This is a genomic window from Hahella sp. NBU794, from assembly GCF_050749805.1.
Lineage (GTDB): Bacteria > Pseudomonadota > Gammaproteobacteria > Pseudomonadales > Oleiphilaceae > Hahella.
Genome location: NZ_CP192738.1, coordinates 6,405,367 through 6,428,218 on the forward strand (window position 1 = coordinate 6,405,367; position 22,852 = coordinate 6,428,218).

20 protein-coding genes and 1 tRNA gene are annotated in these 22,852 nt (G+C 54.9%); 7 read left to right on the top strand and 14 right to left on the bottom strand.

Features of this window, described 5'->3' with window-relative positions:
* Positions 1–81: 81 nt before the first annotated feature.
* The 6 genes from ACQYWX_RS28150 to ACQYWX_RS28175 form a co-directional block, all read right to left on the bottom strand.
* Positions 82–588, bottom strand: coding sequence for a winged helix DNA-binding protein (locus ACQYWX_RS28150; RefSeq protein ID WP_011400127.1), 507 nt, complete (start codon positions 586–588; stop codon positions 82–84).
* Between the two features lie 105 nt (positions 589–693).
* A complete protein-coding gene (locus ACQYWX_RS28155) occupies positions 694–4,338 on the bottom strand; it encodes a hydantoinase B/oxoprolinase family protein (protein WP_431687097.1) in 3,645 nt (1,214 codons plus the stop codon).
* 34 nt (positions 4,339–4,372) lie between these two features.
* Positions 4,373–5,680, bottom strand: coding sequence for a TRAP transporter large permease (locus ACQYWX_RS28160; RefSeq protein ID WP_216737566.1), 1,308 nt, complete (start codon positions 5,678–5,680; stop codon positions 4,373–4,375).
* A gap of 6 nt (positions 5,681–5,686) precedes the next feature.
* A complete protein-coding gene (locus ACQYWX_RS28165) occupies positions 5,687–6,208 on the bottom strand; it encodes a TRAP transporter small permease (RefSeq protein ID WP_241566903.1) in 522 nt (173 codons plus the stop codon).
* 89 nt (positions 6,209–6,297) lie between these two features.
* Positions 6,298–7,269: a TRAP transporter substrate-binding protein gene (locus ACQYWX_RS28170; RefSeq protein ID WP_279501496.1), complete on the bottom strand. Its 972-nt coding sequence runs from the start codon at positions 7,267–7,269 to the stop codon at positions 6,298–6,300.
* Between the two features lie 265 nt (positions 7,270–7,534).
* Complete coding sequence (locus tag ACQYWX_RS28175) at positions 7,535–7,960, bottom strand: c-type cytochrome (RefSeq protein WP_431687098.1); 426 nt, start codon at positions 7,958–7,960, stop codon at positions 7,535–7,537.
* A gap of 352 nt (positions 7,961–8,312) precedes the next feature.
* On the opposite strand from ACQYWX_RS28175, the gene ACQYWX_RS28180 reads away from it, so the two are divergent.
* Together ACQYWX_RS28180 and ACQYWX_RS28185 are read left to right on the top strand one after the other, a co-directional pair.
* Positions 8,313–8,675 carry a hypothetical protein gene (locus ACQYWX_RS28180; protein ID WP_216737569.1) on the top strand — a complete coding sequence of 121 codons (363 nt, stop codon included), beginning with the start codon at positions 8,313–8,315 and terminating at the stop codon, positions 8,673–8,675.
* A gap of 17 nt (positions 8,676–8,692) precedes the next feature.
* On the top strand, positions 8,693–8,941 hold the full coding sequence (locus ACQYWX_RS28185; RefSeq protein WP_279501494.1) for a DUF2845 domain-containing protein: 249 nt from the start codon (positions 8,693–8,695) through the stop codon (positions 8,939–8,941).
* Positions 8,942–9,028: 87 nt separating this feature from the next.
* Here ACQYWX_RS28185 and ACQYWX_RS28190 read toward each other — a convergent pair whose 3' ends face one another.
* The 3 genes from ACQYWX_RS28190 to ACQYWX_RS28200 form a co-directional block, all read right to left on the bottom strand.
* Positions 9,029–10,375, bottom strand: a complete 1,347-nt coding sequence (locus tag ACQYWX_RS28190; protein WP_279501492.1) for a phosphomannomutase — start codon at positions 10,373–10,375, stop codon at positions 9,029–9,031.
* A 130-nt stretch (positions 10,376–10,505) separates the two neighbouring features.
* Complete coding sequence (locus ACQYWX_RS28195; RefSeq protein ID WP_431687099.1) at positions 10,506–11,189, bottom strand: B3/B4 domain-containing protein; 684 nt, start codon at positions 11,187–11,189, stop codon at positions 10,506–10,508.
* A 98-nt stretch (positions 11,190–11,287) separates the two neighbouring features.
* Complete coding sequence (locus tag ACQYWX_RS28200; protein ID WP_431687100.1) at positions 11,288–11,467, bottom strand: hypothetical protein; 180 nt, start codon at positions 11,465–11,467, stop codon at positions 11,288–11,290.
* Positions 11,468–11,910: 443 nt separating this feature from the next.
* On the opposite strand from ACQYWX_RS28200, the gene ACQYWX_RS28205 reads away from it, so the two are divergent.
* Positions 11,911–11,987: transfer RNA gene (locus ACQYWX_RS28205), tRNA-Arg, on the top strand.
* Positions 11,988–12,045: 58 nt separating this feature from the next.
* Here ACQYWX_RS28205 and ACQYWX_RS28210 read toward each other — a convergent pair.
* The 4 genes from ACQYWX_RS28210 to ACQYWX_RS28225 form a co-directional block, all read right to left on the bottom strand.
* Positions 12,046–12,663 carry a GNAT family N-acetyltransferase gene (locus ACQYWX_RS28210; RefSeq protein ID WP_431687101.1) on the bottom strand — a complete coding sequence of 206 codons (618 nt, stop codon included), beginning with the start codon at positions 12,661–12,663 and terminating at the stop codon, positions 12,046–12,048.
* Positions 12,664–12,666: 3 nt separating this feature from the next.
* Entirely contained in the window at positions 12,667–14,466 is a 1,800-nt protein-coding gene (locus tag ACQYWX_RS28215) for a hybrid sensor histidine kinase/response regulator (protein ID WP_431687102.1), read from the bottom strand.
* On the bottom strand, positions 14,441–15,061 hold the full coding sequence (locus tag ACQYWX_RS28220; protein WP_431687103.1) for a response regulator: 621 nt from the start codon (positions 15,059–15,061) through the stop codon (positions 14,441–14,443). The genes ACQYWX_RS28215 and ACQYWX_RS28220 overlap by 26 nt, the downstream gene beginning before the upstream one ends.
* A gap of 482 nt (positions 15,062–15,543) precedes the next feature.
* Positions 15,544–16,083: a hypothetical protein gene (locus ACQYWX_RS28225; protein ID WP_279501483.1), complete on the bottom strand. Its 540-nt coding sequence runs from the start codon at positions 16,081–16,083 to the stop codon at positions 15,544–15,546.
* Positions 16,084–16,439: 356 nt separating this feature from the next.
* Here ACQYWX_RS28225 and ACQYWX_RS28230 point away from each other — a divergent pair, with 356 nt between their 5' ends.
* Positions 16,440–17,177: a substrate-binding periplasmic protein gene (locus ACQYWX_RS28230; protein WP_431687104.1), complete on the top strand. Its 738-nt coding sequence runs from the start codon at positions 16,440–16,442 to the stop codon at positions 17,175–17,177.
* Between the two features lie 81 nt (positions 17,178–17,258).
* Complete coding sequence (locus tag ACQYWX_RS28235; RefSeq protein WP_431687105.1) at positions 17,259–18,353, top strand: ankyrin repeat domain-containing protein; 1,095 nt, start codon at positions 17,259–17,261, stop codon at positions 18,351–18,353.
* 59 nt (positions 18,354–18,412) lie between these two features.
* Here ACQYWX_RS28235 and fbp read toward each other — a convergent pair whose 3' ends face one another.
* Positions 18,413–19,423 carry a class 1 fructose-bisphosphatase gene (gene fbp, locus ACQYWX_RS28240; RefSeq protein WP_279501480.1) on the bottom strand — a complete coding sequence of 337 codons (1,011 nt, stop codon included), beginning with the start codon at positions 19,421–19,423 and terminating at the stop codon, positions 18,413–18,415.
* Positions 19,424–19,647: 224 nt separating this feature from the next.
* Here fbp and ACQYWX_RS28245 point away from each other — a divergent pair, with 224 nt between their 5' ends.
* Entirely contained in the window at positions 19,648–20,328 is a 681-nt protein-coding gene (locus tag ACQYWX_RS28245) for an ABC transporter ATP-binding protein (protein WP_431687106.1), read from the top strand.
* On the top strand, positions 20,312–22,837 hold the full coding sequence (locus tag ACQYWX_RS28250; protein ID WP_431687107.1) for an ABC transporter permease: 2,526 nt from the start codon (positions 20,312–20,314) through the stop codon (positions 22,835–22,837). The genes ACQYWX_RS28245 and ACQYWX_RS28250 overlap by 17 nt, the downstream gene beginning before the upstream one ends.
* The last annotated feature ends 15 nt before the right edge of the window (positions 22,838–22,852 follow it).

Here is a 22,852-nt window from a genome sequence, read left to right on the forward strand (position 1 = left end):
GACACTGCCAGTCAGGCATCATACCCAAAGACTCTGGATGAAAACGACCGCTTTGTCGCAGTTCGCGATTCCCCCCAATCGTTATAGGGAAGCGGCGGCTCTGGCGGCCTGATCGTAGACGCCAGTCAGGGTGCGCAATACTCGCGCGACTTCGCCGATTTCCTCATTGCTGATGCCGGTGGTGAGCAGTGTGTCCACCAGACAGTCATTGCGCACTTCCCGGTACTTGAGACAGAGTTCCGCGCCGCTTTCCGTGGCGGAATAGAAGGTTTCCTTGCCGACTTTCTCACTGGTCACCAGGCCCATTTTCGCCAGCTTGCGCAGGGAGTAAGACACGGTGTGGGTGTCGTCGATATGCAGAATGAAACAGATGTCGGCGATGCGCTTGGGACGCTCGCGGTGATACACGTTGTGCAGCACCAGTATATCAATGGTGCTGAGCTCTTTATTGCCCGCCGCGGACATGCAGTGCACCAACCAACGCTGGAATGTGTTTTCAGCCATTATCAAAGCGTACTCGAACTCGCTGAGCTCAACGCTGCGCTCATTAAGCAGGTGGCTGGAGGAGACGATTCTTGATTTTGTCATGGTGTGTGTTGTTTCCTTCTTGGTCGCGCCAATGTGGGCAGAGCATACTTTCGGCGCCGGGCAATGTCTAATCCCGCCGCCGAAAGCCGCTCCGTCAGGCGTTGTCTAATCCTTTTGCGACTCGCCGAAACCGCCGCCTCCGGGGGTTTCGATCTGCAGGCGGTCCCCCGCTTCCAGTTGCAGGCTGACCTGGGCGCCCAGAGACTGGACGTCGCCAGCGCGGCGAATCACCCGGTTCACGCCCACTTGCCCAGGCTTGCCGCCGGATGCGCCATAAGGCGCCACTTCCCGCCGGTTGGACAGGATGCTCACCTGCATCGGCTTGAGGAATCGCAGACTGCGACATACGCCGTCGCCGCCGCGATGCTGGCCATCGCCGCCAGATCCGCGCCGCACCTTGAACTCCTCCAGCAATACCGGGAAACGCCACTCCAGCACTTCCGGGTCGGTCAGACGCGAGTTAGTCATGTGCGTATGCACTGGCCCGGCGCCGTCAGCGTTGGCCGTAGCGCCGTCGCCGCCGCAGATGGTTTCGTAATACTGGAACTCATCGTCGCCCCAGGTCAGGTTGTTCATCGTGCCCTGGGCTGCGCCTTTCACGCCCAAAGCGCCAAACAGCGCGTCCACCACCAGCTGGGAAACCTCTACATTGCCCGCCACGACGGCTGCGGGATAACAAGGGTTCAGCATGGAGCCTTCCGGAACAATGATCTGCAATGGCCGCAGGCAGCCTCCGTTGAGGGGAATCTGGTCATTGACCAGACAGCGGAACACATACAGCACCGCCGCATGCACCACCGCCAGTGGCGCATTGTAGTTGCGCGGATGCTGCGGACTGGAGCCGGTGAAGTCCACCGTCGCCGTGCGCTGGTTGCGATCCACTTGAATCTTCACCTGCACTTTATGGCCGTCGTCCATGGCGTACTCGAATTCGCCATCAGACAGCACGTCGATGACCCGACGCACGCACTCTTCCGCATTTTCCTGCACATGCTTCATGTAAGCCTGCACCACTTCCAGGCCGTACTGGGACACGACTTTCTGCAGCGCCTGCACCCCCGCCTCGCAGGCCGCCACCTGGGCGCGCAGATCTGCGATAGTGAACTCGATATTGCGCGCCGGATGAGGACCGGACAGGAACAGCTCCCTAGTCATTTTCTCCTGGAAGACGCCCGCATCCACCAGTTTGACGTTATCCAGCAGAATGCCTTCTTCATCTATATGACTGGAATCCGACGGCATGGAGCCCGGCGCCACGCCGCCCACATCCGCATGATGTCCTCGCGACGCCACATAAAAGCAGATGTTTTCCCCTGCGCTGTCGAACACAGGCTTGATCACGGTAATATCAGGCAAGTGAGTGCCGCCGTTATAGGGGTCATTCAGCATGAACACGTCGCCGGGGCGCATGGTTCCAGCATTGCGCTCCATCACCGTCTTGATGCTGTGACTCATGGAGCCAAGGTGCACCGGCATGTGCGGCGCGTTAGCCACCAGCTCGCCCTCTGCATCAAAAATCGCACAGGAGAAATCCAGTCGCTCTTTGATGTTCACCGACACTGCAGTGTTTTGCAGCACCAGTCCCATCTGCTCCGCGATGAACATGTACAGGTTATTGAAAATCTCCAGCATCACCGGATCGGCGTCAGTGCCTATGGAATGACGCTGCGGACGCGCGGCGACGCGCTCCAGCACCACGTCATTGCGATCCGTCAGTTGCGCCCGCCAGCCCGGTTCCACCACGATCGCGCCGATTTTCTCCACAATCACCGCAGGACCATCAATGGCGCGTCCCTGGGGAATATTCTCACGCACATAGAAAGGCGCCTGATACTGCTCGCCGCCCGTCGTCAGCGGCAGCACTTTATCCGGAGTCAGCTCACCGCCCTGACAAGGCGCGGTCGCCGCCACTTGCGCATCGCCGCGACCGGAGACTTCCACTTGCACCGCCTCCACCATGAGCGTTTTATCGGCGACGACAAACCCGAAGCGCTTTTCATGCTCGATAGAAAACGCCTGACGCACGGCATCCACTGCGTCCAGCGCCACCAGAATGGAGGTGTCGGAACCTTGATACTTAATATGCAGCCGCGCGGAGGACTCAATACGCTCCTCCGGCACCCGTTGTTCCGTCAGTTTGGCGGCGGCGTCCTGAGTCATGCGCTCGACAAGGGGCGTCAGCTCCGCAATCAACGCGTCAGACAGAGGTTTCTCTACTGTGGTTTCCGCTATTTCCCGCACGTCCGCCAGTCCCATGCCAAAGGCGGACAACACGCCAGCGTAGGGATGCAGGAATACCCGTTTCATTCCCAAAGCGTCCGCCACCAGACAGGCATGCTGACCACCAGCGCCGCCAAAGCAACAGAGGGTGTAGTCCTGCACATCGTAGCCGCGCTGAGTGGAAATATGCTTGATGGCGTGGGCCATGTTATCCACCGCAATCGCCAGAAAGCCTTCCGCCACCTGCTCCGGCGTACGGTTGTCGCCCGTCTGTTTCTGGATCTGCTGGGCCAGCGCGGTAAATTTTTCCCGCACGCACTCTGCGTCCAGGGACTGATTCGCTTCAGGTCCAAACACTTTCGGGAAGTAATCCGCCTGCAGTTTGCCCAGCATGACGTTGCAGTCGGTCACCGTCAGAGGGCCGCCATTGCGATAACAGGCCGGTCCCGGATAGGCGCCGGCGGACTCTGGTCCCACTCGATAGCGCGAGCCGTCAAACTTAAGCACCGAGCCGCCGCCCGCCGCCACCGTATGAATCGACATCATCGGCGTTTGCAGACGGAACCCGGCCACTTCCGTTTCGAAGCTGCGTTCATACTCGCCGCGATAATGGCACACATCCGTGGAGGTGCCGCCCATGTCGAAACCGATCAACTGCTCAAACCCCGCCGCTTCGGCGGTTTTCACCATTCCCACCACACCGCCGGCGGGGCCGGACAAGATAGCGTCTTTGCCGTTGAATACGCGGGCGTCGGTCAACCCACCGTTGGACTGCATGAACATCAGCCGTCCCGGCTCGCTGGCCATAGAGCCCAGTTGACCGGACACCTGATTAACGTAACGTTTGAGAATTGGCGACAGGTACGCATCCACCACCGTGGTGTCACCCCGGCTGACGATTTTCATCAGCGGGCTTAATTCACTGCTCACCGACACCTGGGTGAAACCGATATCCCGCGCCAGTTGCGCGACTTTGCTTTCATGATCACGGAACGCGTAACTGTGCATGAACACGATAGCGCAGGAGCGCAGACCGCGTTCGTAGGCTGCGCGCAACGATTTTTCCGCGCCCGCCAGGTCAAGCGGCGTCAGCACTTCGCCTTGCGCATTGATGCGTTCGTTCACTTCCGCCACTTCGGCATAGATCATGTCCGGCAAACGAATATCCAGGGCGAACAGGTCCGGGCGCGTCTGATACCCGATGCGCAGTACGTCGGCGAAACCTTTGCTCACTACCAGCAAAGCCGGCTCGCCTTTGTGCTCCAGCAAGGCATTGGTGGCCACCGTGGTGCCCATTTTAATTTCTTCGATATCCTGCTCAGGAACCTGCGCGCCACGAGGAACGCCCATGAGTACGCGCACGCCTTCCAGCACCGCATCAGGGTATTGCGCCGGGTTCTCGGAAAGCAGTTTATGGGTGATCAATTCTCCCGTCGGATTCCGCGCCACAATATCTGTAAACGTGCCGCCCCGGTCCACCCAGAAACGCCATTTGCCCGCACCCGCCGTGTTTGTATTTTGTGTTGTCATTATGTCTGTCACCTCAAAAAATCTCTTAACCCGCTCAACCGCGACTGCTCAGCGTCTGCGGCAGCCACAACGCAATTTCCGGATACTTGCTGAGCAGCGCCACCGCCGCCACCAGGATCAGGAAAAACGGCGTCGCATAGCGGGCCACCCTGAAAATATCCCTGCCGGTCAGGGATTGGATAACAAACAGATTGAAGCCGACCGGCGGCGTGATCTGCGACATTTCCACCACCAGCACCAGATAGATGCCGAACCAGACCAAATCGAATCCGGCCTTTTCCGCCAACGGCAGAATGACCGACGTCGTCAGCACCACGACGGAAATTCCATCGAGAAAGCAGCCGAGCAAAATGAAGAAGAATGTCAGCGCGACGATCAGCAGCGCCGGCGATAATTGCAGTCCGCCGATGAATTCAGCCAACTCCCGTGGAATGCCGGTGAACGCCATGGCGACAGTAAGAAAAGAAGCGCCAGCGAGAATAAAGGTGATCATGCAGGAGGTGCACACCGCGCCAATCAGGCTGCGTTTGAACATCTCCCAACTCAGCGATCCAGTTAGCGCCGTCAGCGCCAGTGATCCGAGCACGCCGAGAGTGGCCGCTTCCGTGGCGGTAGCGACGCCCGCGTAGATAGAGCCGATAACGAATCCAATCAGCAAGGTGACCGGCAGCAGTCGCTTCAACGCGATCAGCTTGGTTTTCATATCGGTCCCGCCTTCCGCCGCGGGAACCTTGCTGCGGTTCAACAACGACCAGATCACCGTATAGCCCATAAACAGGCAGATCAGCATCAGGCCGGGAATCGCTCCCGCCATGAACAGGCGGTCAATGGACACTTCCGCCGCGACGCCGTAGACGATCAAAATAATCGAGGGGGGAATCAGTAATCCCAAAGTGCCGGAGCCGGCCAGCGTGCCGATGGCCATGGTCTCGTCATAGCCACGCTTTTTCAGCTCCGGCAGACTCATCTTCCCGACCGTGGCGGTGGTGGCGGCGGAGGAACCGGACACCGCAGCGAATATGCCGCATCCCAGAATATTCACATGCAGCAGCCCGCCAGGCAGACGCCGCAGCCAGGGCGCGAGGCCTTCGAACAGATCCTCCGACAACCGGGTTCGGAACAGGATTTCCCCCATCCAAACGAAGAGAGGCAGGGCGGACAATGTCCAATTGGAAGAAGCGCCCCAGGTGGTATTCGCCATAATGGCGCCAATCTGCGCGTTGTCGTTAAACAGCATGGCGATAAACGCCACTGTGAACAGGGTTGCGCCAACCCAGAAGCCAAACGCCAGGAAGGTGAATAACACCCCCATCAGCACAAGCGTTAATTGCAAGGTATCCATCAACACTTACTCCGCCGCCGCTTCGCCGGCTTCCTGAGCCGCTACGTAGCTGGGTTTACGTTTGAGCAGGGCGGTGATCCAGTCGTCCAGCACAGCGATAAAGAAAAGAGCCAGCCCCGCCAGCATCACGCTTTGCGGCATCCACAAAGGAACTGCGATGTAGCCCGAGCTGACGTCGTTGAATTCATAGGTTTCCAGCACAAAGGCGCCAACCGCATAGGTGATAAAGCCGACCAGAATCAACAGCGCGGTCAGGTTAAAAAGCTCCACGTAACGTTGCGCGACGCCCTTTACTTGCCGGGTGAGAAACGTCACGCGTATATGGCTGTTATGGCGAAAGCTGTAAGCCAGGGCGAAAAAGGTGGCCGAGGCCAGGAAGTAACCGACGAAATCTTCAACGGAAGGAACAATCAGACCAAACCAGCGTCCCACTATCTGCATCGTCATCAACAGACAGATCAGCACCATACTGACGGACGCCAGGACGAGGCCGGACTTGTACAGGCAGTCGAGCGTATATCTCAGCATTTTCATCATCCCACAGCGTTTATGGGTTTTATTTTTATTGGGTGCGGCGGACTCTGGCGAGCCCGCCCAAAGAACAGCCGCTAAAAGTGTTAGCCGCCGTTGAGTCCTTTCACGATTTCAACGCCTTCAGCGCCGACTTCGTCCTGCCATTCCTTCGCCATGGTCTGGCCGACTTTGCTGAACTCGCTGATAAAAGCCTGCGTGGGTTCAGTCACATTCATGCCGTGCTTGGCCAGATCAGCCGTTTTCTCGGAAGTTTCCTGCTCAGCCATTTTCCAGCCGCGCTCTTCCGCCACTTTGGCCGCTTGCAGCACCGCATCCTGTTGTTCCTTGCTCAGACGTTTGAAGGAACGCAGATTCACGAACACCATGTTCTTGGGAATCCAGGCGCGGCTATCCATGTAATAACGGGAAAAGTCCCAGGCCTGACTGGATACGCCAGTCGTAGGAGAAGTCACCATGGCGTCGATAATGCCGGTGCTGAACGCCTGGGGAATTTCCGGAGTCTGCACGGTGGTGGGCGTCGCGCCCAACAGTACTGATAAGCGAGAGGTAGATGGACTATATGCCCGCATCTTCAGACCTTTCAGATCGTCGATAGCGGCCAGCTTGTCCTTGGTGTAAATGCCCTGGGGCGGCCAGGGTACGCTAAAGAGCAGCTTAAGCCCCTGCTTTTCCAATTTCTTTTCAATGTGAGGACGACTCGCGTCATAGAGTTTCTTGGCGCCGTCGAAACTGGTCACCAGAAATGGAATGTTATCGACTTTATAGATGGGATCGTCATTGCCCAGCAGCCCCATGAAAACTTCACCAATGGGAGCCTGGCCGGTGCGCACGGCGCGGAAAATTTCAGGATGTTTAAACAGGGAAGCGCCGGAATGCACCACGATTTTCAGATCGCCGCCAGTGGCTTTTTCAATGTCCGCTGCAAATTCACGAATATTCTGCGTGTGATGAGTCCCGTCCGCATAAGGGGTAGGCATATCCCACTTGGTGGCGGCGAAGCCAGTGGATGCGGATAACGAAAGCAGAAAGGATAAACAGAGTCTTCTTATTTTCATTGGGTTTGCACCTCTTGTTGGTTCAGGGAGACCTGAATTGCTATCGAAGGATCATATTTACACAAAAAATCCTTTTTGAATACATTTTGTATTCATTTTACATTCAATAGAATTTTATTCGCCGCAATGAAATTGCTTAACCCATTGACGGAAATAAAAACTTCAGTGGGAAGACCGCAAAAATAAACGCAGGCGCAAGACAGGGGGAAAACGGCAGGCGAAAAAAAACCGCCTGGCGGCGGTTTCTTTTGCTACGGAGGAGCGCTTACTGGCTTTGGCCGACAATAAACTCAACCGTGGCTTTAATCTCATCGTCTGTACAATCGTTACAGGTGCCGCGCGGAGGCATGCTTCTAATGCCGTTGATCGCGTGGTTCACCAGAGTATCGATGCCCTGCTCGATACGTGGAGCCCATGCAGCCACGTCGCCTTTCTTAGGCGCGCCGGCGACGCCGGTGTCGTGACAGGCGAAACACTTACCGCCATAAATATCAGCCGGTTCACGTGGGCCGGACGGCGCAGCGGCGGCTACAGCGGATTGAGCGGCTTTACATTCCTGGCCTTCAACGCACACTTCGCCTACAGGTTTGATGCGCTCTGCAATCTTCTCTTCAGCTGGAGTTAATGACCACACAGTGCCCGCAAACACCATCGCCAACATTGCGGTAATCGCTTTCACGGTTGTCTTCACGACCCATCCTCATCAGCAGCTTAAAATTATTAATGGCGCATTATAACGGCATCGCCGCAGAAATAAAGCAGAGGCTCCGGGTTATCAAGGGACCTGCGGCGCGCTTTTTGATCCATGACAGTTCCCCGGCGAAAGCCTGAAAATGCGCCTATCGCACGCCCCTGTGCGCTTTCCTGACTACATTTTACGACTCGGGACGAAAAGTGGATTCGCCATGACGGCCCCGCTATAATGCCCGACGCGCTTAACCGAGCGCACTTGTTCGCGCTCACAAGGCTCGAGCCTACCCCGACGCCAAAAGCGGAGGGGCCGCGCTTATTATCCTCAGCGCAGACTCCAATCCAGCAACGTCATGGTAACGCTGATGCGCCTCGCTCCTTATAGACGCCACCTCATCATCACCGAATTTGTCGCCCTCGCCGCCTTGATCGGCTCTATGTATCTGTTCGCCCAGATGGCGAAACAAGGCGAAGTGGTCTCCCCCGGACTTTGGCTGATACCGATTACTTCCAGCTTTCTGGTGATTTCAGGTTTTTGCGGCAACCTTTATATTCGCTGGGTGGAGAGCGTTGGTCAGACGGAAGAGCAAGCATCTGGCAGGAAGCCTGTTCAGCGAGTGTTCATATATCTGCTGATAGCCTCCTTATATATCATCTGGTTTATGGCGGTGGTTCAAGCATGGTCCTCTCATCAGGCGTTAAGCGCCTCTTCCTAGCACTTATACTCTGTTCTGTGTCCGCTTCCAGCTGGGCGCTGCGATGCGGTAAAGATCTGGTCTCAGAGTCAGATCTGGATTACGAAGTTCAGGCCAAATGCGGCCAGCCGGACGATGTCAGTCTGATCGGCTATGGGCTGACGGACGATAAAACCCGTGAGTTTAAAATCGAGCGCTGGATTTATCTGCAGCCGAACAAAACGCTGTTCATCCTGCGTTTTGAAGCTGGCAAGCTGGTGGATATTTCCTGGAAACGCGCTCCCTGATCGATTCAGCGCATAAAATAAAAGGCCGGCGCTCCGAAGAGCGCCGGCCTTTTCTGTATCTGACTTTTTACCGATAGCTCAGCCGAATCAGATGCTGTCGATTTTCGCCAGCAGTTCCGCCGTCTTCGCTTCCATCAACGCCTGATCTCCACGAGACTCCACATTCAAGCGCACCAAAGGCTCGGTGTTGGACATACGCAGGTTAAAGCGCCAGTCATCAAACTCCACGCTCAGGCCATCAACAAAGTTCACGGATTTCGCGTTAGGCGCGTACTCATCTTCGATTGCTTTCAGCACTTTGCCTGCGTCTTCCAGAGTACGGTTGATTTCGCCACTGGCCGGATACTTTTTCATGCGATCGTCAATCAGACTAGACAGAGACTGCCCAGTAGCGCTGATCAGGTCCGCCACCATCAACCAGGGAATCATCCCGGAGTCACAGTAAGCGAAATCACGGAAGTAATGGTGCGCGCTCATCTCGCCGCCATATACCGCGTCTTCATCACGCATACGTTGCTTGATGAAGGCATGCCCGGTTTTGCTCTGGATGGCTTTACCGCCCGCCGCTTCGACCACGTCGATGGTGTTCCAGACCAGACGCGGATCGTGAATGATGCCTGCGCCAGGATGCTTGCGCAGCAGTTGCTCCGCCAGCAAACCTACGATGTAGTAGCCTTCAATAAAGCGTCCGGTTTCATCAAACAGGAAGCAGCGGTCATAGTCGCCGTCCCAGGCCACGCCAAAATCAGCGCCGGATTCCAGCAACGCAGAACGGGTGCTGTCGCGGTTTTCCATCAACAGCGGGTTAGGCACTCCATGCGGGAAGTGGCCGTCTGGCTCGTGATGCACTTTGACGAAAGTGAACGGCAGGTGCTTTTCCAGCTCGTCAATCACTAAACCTGCGCCGCCGTTGCCGGCGTTGACCACGACCTTCATCGGCTTCAACGCAGAGGCGTCGACATAGGTCAGCAGATGCTGGATATAAGCTTCCAGAGTGTCCAGTTTGTGATAGGAGCCTGGCTTCTCGGCGTCTTTGAATTCGCCTGGCACTTTGCCTTTGATGTCCAGCAGGCCGGTATCGGAGCTGATTGGGCGGGAGTCCACGCCAACCAGCTTCATGCCGTTGTAGTCCTGGGGATTATGGCTGGCGGTCACCATGATGCCGCCATCCATTTTGTGATAGAAAGTCGCGAAGTACACCTGCTCTGTACCGCACAGTCCGATGTCGTAAACATCAGCGCCGGCCGCCATCAAACCTTTGCTCAGGGCTTCGGCCATGGCGGGGCTGGACAGGCGGATGTCATAGCCAACCACTACTTTCTTAGCTCCGGTCACCTCAACATAGGCGCGGCCAATCCGCTCCGCGATGTCGTTATTCAGCTGGTCAGGCACGCGGCCTCTAATGTCATAGGCTTTGAAACAGCTAAGATCCATGAATGCGTTACTCCAGTATGTGTCTGTAAATATGGACTGCAATGAATATAAGTCGATTGTAAAGTGGATATCGGGCCGTTGCACTGCGCCAAAAGGAATATATTTCCGCCGTGGAAATACCCCATAAACCTCATTCATGCAGGCATTCGAAGCGTTGCGTACAGTCGCCGCCGCAGTATGTCAGGATAAGGTCGATACAACTGTTGGCTGCGGCGCGCACGCTCTCCGCAGCCATGTCGGCATGCCCCTGAAAAATCAATAAAATCCTACGGCTCGACGGCTGTAGACAAGTCTCCCTGGATTGTCGGCAATCCATCCTGCACAGCACCCGGTCAGCGGCATCCAAATAAGCAAACTCGCCAACTGGCGCTCGCGCCTGATCCTCACTCCCCAAAGGAGCGAACACCTCTATACCCCGGGTGATATCCAGACGCACGCCGCCTTCCAGCCTGTCGATATCATGAGCGCCAATGGAAATTCTTCGCTCCAAAGACATCAGGTTGTAGATATCCACTACCGGGCTGATCAACGGAATATCGCCATTGCGCCGCAGGGTTCCGATCAGGTTTTCCACAGAGACCGGGAAGCGTTTCCAGGATCGCGCCACCGACTCCTTTAACCGACGATAGCCGCCAATATGGGGGTCAGAGTCCAGATCACAACCCTGATACATGGCTATCGCCTGGGCCAATTTCACTTTTCTTAGCGCATGCAGATAAGGCGTGTAGTCCTTGTTATTCACATCCTCTAACGCCACAGCGACCACCTGCAAACCTAAATGCGCGGCGGCGCGGGTCATTTGAAAATCGACCATCCCTAGACTCCTTGTTGCTGGGCGTGCGTCAACGCGACGGTTGACTGGCGCGGACCAAAAAAAGGCAGGGGAAAACAAGCCCGCCCTGCCTGATCGCTTCAATCTTCCCGGCGTTTTACATACACTTTTTTCTGCGCCCGCCGTGTGAAGGCGGCGCGCGCCATTGCACAAACCATCGCGCCTAACGCCAAAGCTGCAAGGACGGATGCGCCGGGGCTATCGACAAAGTTGAAAGAGGCCGTTGCGCCTTGCCAAGTACTAACCAGACCTGATTGCATTGTCCACTCCTACTATTACGGTAGTGTTTTAAGCTCAGTAAAAAGCGCCCATCCCTCAGCGGGTCGATCCACAGCATCAATGCCAATCTTCTATAATTGTTCAGCATAAAATATGCCACGCCCTAACCTACTGATTTAAAATTAGAAGCATCATTCTTATAAGTCACAGGCATCGTTATTGACGCCCTTATTCGCGCCACTCAAACGCCTGACGACTATCAAAGTGGTGCATAAATAAAAGAAGGGAGACTTCCACAACCCATTCCAACGGCCAAATCAACGCACGACCAGAATCTTCACCATGGATCGAAATAAAAGAAGAGAAATCAAGAAAAATCGCGTCAAACGCGATTCAGACATAGACAGAAAACGACAATCTACCTATCATATGCACCCTGTTTTGTTGAGTCTTAAACGGACTTCACATCACAACCTGCCCTAAAGCGCCCGTAGCTCAGCTGGATAGAGCGTTGCCCTCCGGAGGCAAAGGTCAGAGGTTCGAATCCTCTCGGGCGCGCCATTTTAATCCTCCTTATTTTCTCAAACGTCTGCACGGCTCCATCACTGTTTTTCTTATTTCAAATGCGCTCTTTCGTCTGTCCTGGCGGTCGCAACATGCTGTATAGAGTGAGTTCGTTTTTTATTGTTGCTTCCTTAAACGCCCGAAAGCCAAACCTGAGATAAAAGCTGATTGTCTCTTTCGAGCATTCCAGATATACCGGTAGGCCCTGTTGATCACAATGCTGCAAAACCGGTTGTATCAACCCCGTAGCAAGACCCCTTCCTTGCACGGCGGGTTTAGTGCCGACCATAAAAAGGTACCAGTGCGCATACTTGGGGCGATTCTTTTGCTGTACGAAATGGAGCTGAACAATACGCTTAGCAGCGGGCGCTAAACGATAGAGCAAGGTCGCGCAAAGTAATTCCTGATAGAAAAGACTTTGCCAGCTAACGCGGGGCTGTTGCCATAGACAAACGCTCTGATGAGTATGATCCGCGTACATGGTCCGCTGTTGAATGATGATCTTCGTGACCACGGAAATAAGAATTTTCAGTCGCGACATACGCTTCTCATGGTCAGGAAACAGATAGACCATCGTCGGATCAGCGTAAAAAGCCTCGGCTAAGCTTCCAATCATTTTCTCAGAAGCTATATGGGGAGAGTGACTGTCTTGAGCGGCGCCGGGAGGTTCCATTTCCTAAACAGCTTGCTTTGAGCTGGCAGGTGTCGCTCTGAATATATGCAAAAGATTCAGGCGCAGCTCGGCAGGTTTTAATGGTTTATGCAGTAACTTATATCCGCTTTGCGCAGCCTCGCTGAGACGCTCCGGGGCGGTATCGCCACTGATTAGCAGTCCTGGAATATCATCATTCAGCAGGGCTCGAATGCTGTTGATCGCGTCAATTCCAGTAAGATTTTCCCGCAGTCGAAGGTCCGCGATAATCAGGTCAGGAATAAACCCCTTGCACAATTCAAGCGCCTCCCTCTTGGATTGGCAGCTTGATACATCGCATCCCCAAGCCGATAGCGCTTTGGTCATCGCATGTCTGATATCGGCCTCGTCATCGATGAGCAGAATCTGCTTGCCGGATAGATTTTGATTGGGGAAATAATCGACGCTAGACTCTTGCTTCACCAAGTTCGGGTCACCCAATGGCAAGCTGAATGTAAACGTAGACCCTTGATTAATCTGAGAGTCCACGTTTATTTCAGATCCAATTAATCGAGTCAGTCGTTTCACAATAGAGAGCCCTAGACCAAGCCCTTTAGTGCGATCCCGCTCCGGGTTATTGAGCTGGTAGAACTCATCAAAAATGCTTTCAATTTTATCCGCGGGTATTCCCGCTCCCGTATCCATTACGCGAATCGTTATCTGTTTGTTGTCATTGGTTTCCAGTAAAAGCTTTACTTCGCCGGTCGATGTGTTGCGTATCGCATTACTCATTAAATTCGCCAAAATACGCTTCACATGTTTGGCGTCGGAATACACCACAAGATCCGATCTGGGCAGAGTTAGCTGCAGCTGTTTGGCGCTGGCGGCCACGGTATATTCATAATGGATTTCCTTTAATAGTGCGCCCAAATAAAAGTGCTGCTTTTCGCAATGCACAACGCCCGCATCGAGCCTGGATATATCCAGCAAAGATTTGAATAAGGCCTCCAGGCTATGGACCGAAGTATCAATGTTATTCAGGATTTTCAGGTTTTTGTCAGGAGATAACTTCAAGGCTTCAACAAAGTAACCGAGCGCATGCAGCGGCTGCCTTAAGTCGTGACTGGCGGAAGCGAGGAATTTGGATTTAGCCGCATTCGCCTTTTCCGCAATATCTTTTTGCTTCTCAAGATTTTTCAGCATATCGATATTTTCATAACGCAGCCGAAATGAGCTGTTAACTTCTGAATGAAGTATGGAGGCCAGTTTGACGCACATCAGATAGTATATGCACATCAGCCACGCCAGAGAGTGCTGATCCGCGTCTGGCGACAGAAATAATATACCGATATAAGTTAAGACAAAGGGTACGGAAAAGAAGAAGTACAATCTCAAATAAACCGCAATGGAGTTAATACACCCCGCCAGCAAACCACAGACAAGCGCAGACATCAGAGCCTGATGTCCACTTTCATCATAAAATATGAGTACAAAAGCGGTCCACACAAGACCAGAAATGAACGCAATAACAACACAAACATTCAAAAAGCTATCGGTGGAAAACTCTTCTTCGTTTAGCGCTTGCTGATGATAAATATACTTAAGCTGGATGCTGACGCTTACAATGACAAATGCCAGACAAATCCAAAAAGTCAGATCCGACACTAAGTCTTTAAACGCCCAAAGCGCAATGATTACCACCACGCCATTAGATAAGGCGTTCACAGGCGACTGCCTAAGAATGGTTCTCGCCTGCTCTTTTACAATTAAGGCGTTATAATTTTCCTCACTTCCCTCAGCGCCCGCCGTCACATCAGGACTAAATAATTCCCATTTTCTTGGCATTTAACATACATTCCATGCGGTTGCTTGCCCTAAAAACATCAAACAGAGCACTGACATGCGTCTTGATTGTGCTCTCAGTGACTCCCATACGAGCGCCAATTTCTTTGTTGCTTAGCCCATCAGCCATGTAACTCAACACTTCTTTTTGTCGAGCGCTAAGGCTTTTGTGCACCGTCTCCGGCAGCGCCAACAGCTCCCGCTGCAACTCGGGGTTTAAATAGCTTCCTGTTGCGATGACTTCCTCAATCGCCAATTTTAGCTCGCCTGACTTTCCGCTTTTATGCACAAAGCCCGCCGCGCCTAGATCCAGGAAGCGCTTGATTAAGCATTTATCGTCAGTTGCGGAAACTAATAAGACCGGCGTCATGATTGCGTTATCGATCAATAACTCCAGCAAAGTCTTATCTTTATAGGTAGGCATATAAATGTCAGACAGCACGATATCGACATTGTTATCGTGACTTAATGTGGAAAATGCGGCGTCTACTTGCTCGTGGGCTTCGATTTGCAGCCCTATATGACTGAAAGATTGGGTTAGGAGTACGGATATACCCTGAATAAATAAAGAATGGTCATCAACGATGAGGATTTTCATTGCTTTGTAAAGATCCTTTTAACCCCATATCGCTTTCAGAGCGACCCACTTCCCTGACGCCGGTCCCCTCCAGCGCCATCCTAAGGCTACAATTTCAAGCCGCCAAAGCAGCTATAAATCGCCATAAAAATTTCCTCCCCCGTTAGTACTAAAGTATGAACAGAACCGCCATATGTCAAAGTAAAATCAGCCATGATATTAAGTTAATTGCATCAGAATGGGGAGAAAATTGAATAAATAAATTAGCCGATGTATTGCGTCGTTATTAACCGAAACAAGTGAATACTTTTTATAATCCATTAAAATTAAATATATCAATATCGAATATACGACTTGAGGCGCTTTAATAAGGCTTTAAGCCCAACTTAACGCCATTAGCATGCTCGCCACCTCTATTACTGCTCAACGTTATGCTGCGGAAGTATGGAGCCCGCTATTGCGCAAGCTCCATAGGTATGAGGGAGATAATCTGGAAAGGCTGCTTACCCTTTCGTCCTCGCGAACATTTCTTCAAATAAGGTTTTGGCCGGCTTCTGACTATCGATATTGTCTTGATTCAGCTCAAGATGGTTCTTAACGCACTTCAACATGGCGACGCGCTTTTTACGCTTGGCCTGTTTCTGTGGATTTCCCGATTTATTGTAAGCAGCGATGATGTCATCAATATTGAGGACATTGCCTCCGGCTATATGCACGCAGGTTCGCACTTTTTCCGCGACCATCCCGTCCGCGCCGCCAATCAGGTCAACAGCCAGGTCGCCAAAACTGCCAACAGCGACAACCAGCTCTCTACCTTCCAAAGACCTGAGAATCCTCTCTCTGGCTGCTGGCTCCACTACCACTTCAATATCGTGAGGAAAGATAGACCGATACTCATCCACCCCTTCAGACATGTTTCTGGGCGCTCTGGCGATATGCATCCAAGCCGCACAACCGCCAACCACATACCAGCCATCCGCACCAGCCCAGGTATTCATGTATGCGAAAAATTCGGGTATTCCATTTATTCTGTGAACTGACATTCCATAGATCCTTGTTAAGTTCGTAAGTGTTATTTTTATCGCATAGAGAGATACGCGTTATTCCCTATGCTTGTACGAGGATGGCGCTTTTCGTTCCCCTATCCCTTCACACTTTTTTCAAACGCGCCTATCTATGGAAATACCGGGGAATGGTCTGCACATAGGTATATTGGCGACCAGACACCGACGTCTTCTCAATGACCCACGTCTGGATTTACGCAGCGCCAGACGTGGTTGCGCCCGCCTTCGCAGTTAATGTCTATACTTTCCTAATAACGCCCAAATAGAGGCGCTTTAGGTTGGCGGCCGCTTTGGCTTCCTTTTTCTAACTGCACGTTGAATTAGGCAAGAATGATATGAAAGCGTTAATTGTCAGTGTTGTTTTGTGTCTAATCACTTCCTTTGCTCAGGCGGAGAAGATTACTTTGGCGAACGGTGAATGGGCGCCTTATCTGTCTGAGAATTTGAAGCATCACGGATTTATGTCCCGGATCGTCAAGGATGCATTTGCAGAGGAAGGCATCGAGGTGGATTACGTATTTCTCCCTTGGAAGCGTGGTTATGAGGACGCCAAAGAAGGCAAATTCGAAGGGACGTTGATTTGGGGTTATAACGATGAGCGCGCCAAGGACTTTTACTATTCCGACACCGTCGCGACATTGGGCACCTCCCTGTTTTATAACAAAGACAATCCCATCGACTGGAGTGCGCCGGAAGATCTGGCCAAATACAAAGTCGGCGGCATCATCGGCTACGCCTATGGGATTGAAGAGCTGGAAACTCAGGGGGTCGTCAAAATTGACCGCATCGGCAACGAAGAAGGCAACTACAAAAAACTTGCCGCCGGACGCCTGGATATCGTGCTGGAGGATACCGAGGTCGGCATAGAGAGCATCACCCGTTTCGGCTTTGGGGATAAGCTGATCCCCCATCCCAAAACCCTGGAGCCGCGTAAATACTCTGTTTTAATCAGCAAGAAAACGCCTAATGCCCAACACCTTCTCGACGCCTTCAATAGCGGTTTGAAGAAGGTGATTGCAGATGGCCGTTACGACAAATATCTGCAGGAATCCCGCAAAGGCGAATACAAATAACGCTGTACTTTGGTGTGTTGCATTGGCGACCGCTTTCCGCTTTGATGACCCTATCAAGCAGATAGTAGATGGGGTCATCTGGTGGATTTAGTCAAAGCGGTGATACATGCAGCGGTGAAGCAGGATCTAGAAGGCTTACGCCGGCTGTTTCAGGAGAACCCGGGACTTGACCTGAATACGCGCAGCCCATTCGCCGCCACGGAGCGCAGCACCCCTTTGATTATCGCTTGCGCCGCCGGCGACGCAGACATGGTCGATTATCTGCTAGCGCAGGGCGCGGACGTGAATATCCAAGGTAAGCAGGGCGCCACCGCCCTGGCCATGGCGGTGGAATGGCGGCGCCCTGAACTTGTTGAGCGTCTGCTGGCGGCAGGCGCGGACGTCAACCTCGCCATGGATGATGGAACCAGTCCGTTGATGAAAACCGCCGCCTATCACCTGCCGGAACTGGCGACGCGATTGCTCGGACAAGGCGCAGATGTCAACGCCGCCCGCCAAGACGGCTGGACATCCCTGATGCTCGCCGCCCACGCAGGCAGCGAAGAGATGGTGGCCCTATTACTGGAGCACGGAGCCAAAGTAAACCAGTCCGAAAGCAGCGGGCGCACGCCGTTAATGGCGGCCTGCTTTAAAGGACATATCCGCATCGTGGAAAGCCTGCTCGCCCGTGGCGCACAGGCCGAGTTGCAGGACGCAGACGGCGCCACCGCGATGTCGGAAGCCGCCGAACGCGGGCATCAAGCCATCGTCGCCTTGCTGCAGGCTTCCGGCGCGCCCATGCAAGAACTCCCCTCCTCTTCTCTGGATTTGGCCAAAGCCGAAGAGCGGCGTCTGTTCGCCGCCTTATCCAAAAACGCGCAGAAAGAGTTCAACGCCCTATTGAAATGGCTGACGACGAAAGCGAAGACCTGGGCCAAGAAGGTCGATCCCACACAACTTGACGCGGTAGATGATGACAGTGCCGAGAATATCTGGCTTTACTACCTTGCGGACAAACTGTACGAAAAGGTCGCCGCGCTCGACGACGCAACACAGCAGGAGTTGACGGCCTACGCCCGAGCCCTTCACGCCGTCGATCATGGCGACGGGATGCTCTCTTCCTACCTGAAGACCGTGTTTTTAGACATGCTCAAAGCTCTGGCGGCGCCGCAGCGATACACCAGCCTGTATCTATAACGCCCACAAAAAAGAAAACGGCCCGCCAGGGGCCGTTTTGCAATAAGCGGTAGGCGTAATCAGCCCAGTTCGCTGATGAACTTCTCCAATTTGTCCACCATCTTCGGCGAGCCGACGAACAGCGGGCAACGCTGATGCAGTTTTTTCGGCTCGATATCCAGAATGCGCTGGCCCGGATTGGCGATAGCCTTACCGCCGGCCTGCTCGATCAGGAACGCCATGGGGTTGCATTCGTACAACAGACGCAGCTTGCCTTCCGGATAACGGCTGGAGGTGGGGTACAGGTAAATGCCGCCCTTGATCAGGTTGCGGTGGAAGTCCGACACCAGGGAGCCAATATAACGGGAGGTGTAGGGGCGCTGAGTGGCCTCGTCTTCTTCCTGACAGAACTTGATGTACTTCTTCACCCCTTCAGGGAAGTGAATGTAGTTACCTTCGTTAATGGAATAAATGGTGCCGTCTTCCGGAATGCGCAAGTTCGGGTGGGACAGACAGAATACGCCGATGGTCGGGTCATAGGTGAAACCGTTGACGCCGTTGCCGGTGGTGTACACCAACATGGTGGAGGAGCCGTAGATGATGTAACCCGCGGCGATCTGCTTGTGCCCAGGCTGCAGGAAGTCCTCTTCGGTCACATGCTCGCCTTCCGGAGAAACTCTGCGATACACCGAGAAAATGGTGCCCACGGACACGTTAACGTCAATGTTGGAAGAACCGTCCAGAGGATCAATCAACACCACATATTTGCCGCCCAGGTTCTTGGTCTCTTCAAAGCGGACAAACTGTTCTTCTTCCTCAGACGCGATACCGCACACCACGCCCCGTTGCGCCAGCGCGTTCTTGAAGCGCTCGTTGGCGTACACGTCCAGCTTCTGCTGCTGTTCGCCCTGCACGTTTTCGTCGCCTGCGGCGCCGGTAATGTCGGCAAGGCCCGCTTTGTTGATTTCACGGTGCAGAATCTTCGCCGCCAGACGGATGGAGGAAAACAGCGAGGTCAGCTCGCCGCTGGCGTCCGGGTAGTCTTTCTGCCGGTCGATGATGAACTCGCCCAGGGTCTTAATTATTTCCATGATGGTTTCTCGTATGTAGAAGGAACATTTTGGTCTCTAGAGGTGTAAGGTCTATTTTTACTAACATGGCTGCAGAGATAAAGGGCGCAGTCGCCGACTTGGCTTTTTATTCGATGCCCTCGCCCCAGTCAGTCAGTGATTACCGCTAGGGTCTATGTCGTTTTGGGATCGCCTCCGGCGCGCCTGAAATAGCCCGCAGCCCCAATATCCCAACCGGTGAACCGATGATTGAACTGAACGACCTGACCATGTCCTATGCGCTGGAGAGCCGTCGATTGAACGTGCTTTCCGGCGTGGACCTCGCCATCGCCGACGGTGAAACAGTGGCCATTATAGGACCATCCGGCTCCGGGAAGACAACCCTGCTGATCCTGTTGGCCGGTCTGGAGCAGCCGGAAAGGGGTGAAATCCGTCTGGACGGAGCGGCCTTATCGACGCTGGATGCGGACGGCCTGGCGGATATGCGGCGCGACAAACTCGGCATCATTTTCCAGTCTTTTCATCTGGTTCCCAGCCTCACCGCCCTCGCCAATGTGGCGCTGCCTCTGGATATCGCCGGGCGCCCGCAATCCCGCGAACGGGCCCGGGAAATGTTGGTGAAAGTCGGGCTGGCGCAACGGGAAGATCACTATCCCTCGCAGTTGTCCGGCGGTGAGCAACAACGCGTCGCCATCGCCCGCGCCCTGGTGCACGCTCCCAAACTGGTGCTGGCGGATGAGCCCACCGGCAACCTTGATCTGCACACCGGCGAAAAGGTCAGCGACCTATTGTTCGATCTCAACCGCGAAGCCGGCGCCACGCTATTAATGGTGACTCACGACGAAGCGATCGCCAAACGCTGCAGTCGGGTGCTGCGCCTGCATGAAGGCAAACTGGTGGAAGAGTCTCATGCGCTTCCTGCTTGAGCTGGCCTGGCGCGACCTGCGCGCCAGCGGTCGGTCGCTGTGGGTGTTCTGCGCCTGCCTGCTGCTGGGCGTCACCCTGGTGGCGGCGTCAGGCGGTCTCTATCGTATGATCAGCGCCGCTTTGCTGGCGGATACCCGCATGTTGCTGGGCGGCGATCTGGAAGTGGACAGCAACGCGCCGCTGCCGCCGGCGACACTGGACTGGATGCGCGCCCGGGGTGATATCTCTCTGGTGACGGAACTCGACACCATGCTGGGCGGACCGGATGGCTCTTTCCTGCGGGTGGAGCTGCAAAGCACGGACGCCAACTACCCCCTTTATGGCAAGTTAAGCCTGGAGCCGGTTGCAGATTTGGCGCAAGTCACCGCCTTCGTCAATGGACATTGGGGAGCGGCGATCGACCCCAGTCTGGCGAACAAACTCAACCTCCGCGTCGGCGATAAGGTCAAAGTCGGCTCACTGACTCTGGAAGTGCGCGCCCTGACGCTGAATCAGCCGGACCGTAATCTGAACGCCAATTGGCGGGGCGCGCCGGTGTTGCTGTCTCAGGAGGCGCTGCAGGCAACCGGCCTGATACAACCCGGCAGCCGGGTGGATTATGAATACCGCGTCCGCACCAGTACGCCCTCGCTGGCGTGGCGCGAGCAGTTTTATCAGGCCTTTCCCGAGCAACCCTGGGAAGTGCGCACCTTTGAAGACCGCAGCCGGCGCATCTCCGAACGTCTGGATCAGATCGCCTCCGGCTTGCTGATTATCGGCTTCAGCACCTTGTTCATTGGCGGCTTGGGGGTATTCAATAGTATTCAGGCTTACCTGCAGGGCAAACTGAAGACCATCGCCACGTTACGCGCGCTGGGGTTGCGCAATGGCAGACTGGCGGCGCTGTACCTGTTGCAGACCGGCATCATGGCGGGCGGCGCCAGTCTGGCTGGAGCCATATTGGGTGGAGTAATGGCCTTGCTTGGCGCGGAAGCCGCAGCGACGGAAATTCCCATCGCCGCCTCCGCCAGCGTGTTGGCCGCGCCCAGTCTGGCGGCCTTCGCCTTTGGCCTGCTGACCGCCTACGCCTTCGCCCTGCCCGCTATCGGGAAAGCCCTCGCCGCCTCTCCAGCCGCCCTGTTTCGAGGGACCGACGCCACAACTAACAGCCCCTCCTCCCTCTGGCGAATAGCGACCCTGTTGTGCGCCGGAGCGATTATCGCGCTGGTGCTCACCGCACTGCCCGATCCCTTGTTTGGCGTCGGCTTCGTGGCAGCGGTTGGGCTGCTGCTGGTATTGCTGGATATCCTGGTGCGTTTACTAAGGCGCGGCGCCATGGCGCTGGATCTTCATCCCGCTCTCAGCGGGCGTTTCACCCTGCGGCTGGCGGTCGCCAATCTGCACCGCCCCAATGCGCCATTACGGACGTCGTTGCTATCCCTGGGCTCCGCGCTGACGTTGCTGGTGGCGTCCACACTGGTCGTAGCCGCGCTGGTGCGAGCCATTCACGCCACTATTCCGGAAGAATCTCCCGCGTTGGTGCTGTATGACGTTTTTCCCTATCAGTACGATGAGGTGGTCGCCGCCATACAAGGCCCCCACGAGGCCCGTCTCGACATGGCCCCGCTGGTGAGGTCGCGTATTCTCAGCATCAACGGGAGTCCGTTGAGCGAGCGTTTCAGCCAGGATCTTGAGCGGCTGCGCGACACCCAGCAGGATGAATACAAGCTCAGCTACTCCGTCGATAACATCGACAACGTTACCGTCGTGGAAGGCGCCTGGTGGGCGGACGATGCGCCCCTGAGCGAGGCGGGGCTGCCCAATCTGGCCATGGAGGACCGGGAGGCGCGACAACTTGGTCTGCAACTGGGGGACATCATCCGTTTTCAGATCGAAGGCCGCGAGTTGGAAGCGGAAGTCGCCGCCATCTTCAGCCAGAAAGGCTTGCAAACCCGCTTCTGGTTTGAAGGCATCCTTGCTGACGGCGCCTTGGAGCCGTTCATTCATCGCTATGTGGGGGCCGCCTATATGAGCGACGCTGACGCGTTATCGGCGCAAAACCATGTCGCCCAGATCGCCCCCAACGTCATCACCGTACGCACCGCCGTCCTGCTGACCACGGCGCGGGAACTGCTGACCAAGGCCGGCGCAGGATTGGCGGTGGTGGCGGGCGTCAATCTCGCCGCCAGCCTGCTGGTGCTGACCAGCGTCATGGCCGCCGGACGCGCCCGCCAGGTTTACGACGCCACCGTGCTGCACTCTCTCGGCGCCAGGATGTCCGTGATCAAACGCGGCCTGCATATGGAATACGCCTTGCTGGCGTTGATAACCTCATTGTTCGCCGTGGCGCTCGGTTCCGCCATCGCCTTGCCCCTGCTGCATCTGCGCCTGAAACTGCCCTCTGAAGATCTCATCTGGCTGGGCGTCGTCACCGCATTCAGTGTCAGCGCCATCACGTTAAATCTGGGAGCGCGTTACTTAATGCGGCGTCTGCAAATCAAACCGGCCAGCCTGTTGCGGGACGCCTAGCCCGTCTGCTGCGGG

Coding starts and splice junctions, on each gene's coding strand:
- ACQYWX_RS28150 (WP_011400127.1), bottom strand. CDS start 588: ATGACAAAATCAAGAATCGTCTCCTCCAGCCACCTGCTTAATGAGCGC.
- ACQYWX_RS28155 (WP_431687097.1), bottom strand. CDS start 4,338: ATGACAACACAAAATACAAACACGGCGGGTGCGGGCAAATGGCGTTTC.
- ACQYWX_RS28160 (WP_216737566.1), bottom strand. CDS start 5,680: ATGGATACCTTGCAATTAACGCTTGTGCTGATGGGGGTGTTATTCACC.
- ACQYWX_RS28165 (WP_241566903.1), bottom strand. CDS start 6,208: ATGCTGAGATATACGCTCGACTGCCTGTACAAGTCCGGCCTCGTCCTG.
- ACQYWX_RS28170 (WP_279501496.1), bottom strand. CDS start 7,269: ATGAAAATAAGAAGACTCTGTTTATCCTTTCTGCTTTCGTTATCCGCA.
- ACQYWX_RS28180 (WP_216737569.1), top strand. CDS start 8,313: ATGGTAACGCTGATGCGCCTCGCTCCTTATAGACGCCACCTCATCATC.
- ACQYWX_RS28190 (WP_279501492.1), bottom strand. CDS start 10,375: ATGGATCTTAGCTGTTTCAAAGCCTATGACATTAGAGGCCGCGTGCCT.
- ACQYWX_RS28195 (WP_431687099.1), bottom strand. CDS start 11,189: ATGGTCGATTTTCAAATGACCCGCGCCGCCGCGCATTTAGGTTTGCAG.
- ACQYWX_RS28200 (WP_431687100.1), bottom strand. CDS start 11,467: ATGCAATCAGGTCTGGTTAGTACTTGGCAAGGCGCAACGGCCTCTTTC.
- ACQYWX_RS28210 (WP_431687101.1), bottom strand. CDS start 12,663: ATGGAACCTCCCGGCGCCGCTCAAGACAGTCACTCTCCCCATATAGCT.
- ACQYWX_RS28215 (WP_431687102.1), bottom strand. CDS start 14,466: ATGCCAAGAAAATGGGAATTATTTAGTCCTGATGTGACGGCGGGCGCT.
- ACQYWX_RS28220 (WP_431687103.1), bottom strand. CDS start 15,061: ATGAAAATCCTCATCGTTGATGACCATTCTTTATTTATTCAGGGTATA.
- ACQYWX_RS28225 (WP_279501483.1), bottom strand. CDS start 16,083: ATGTCAGTTCACAGAATAAATGGAATACCCGAATTTTTCGCATACATG.
- ACQYWX_RS28230 (WP_431687104.1), top strand. CDS start 16,440: ATGAAAGCGTTAATTGTCAGTGTTGTTTTGTGTCTAATCACTTCCTTT.
- fbp (WP_279501480.1), bottom strand. CDS start 19,423: ATGGAAATAATTAAGACCCTGGGCGAGTTCATCATCGACCGGCAGAAA.
- ACQYWX_RS28245 (WP_431687106.1), top strand. CDS start 19,648: ATGATTGAACTGAACGACCTGACCATGTCCTATGCGCTGGAGAGCCGT.
- ACQYWX_RS28250 (WP_431687107.1), top strand. CDS start 20,312: ATGCGCTTCCTGCTTGAGCTGGCCTGGCGCGACCTGCGCGCCAGCGGT.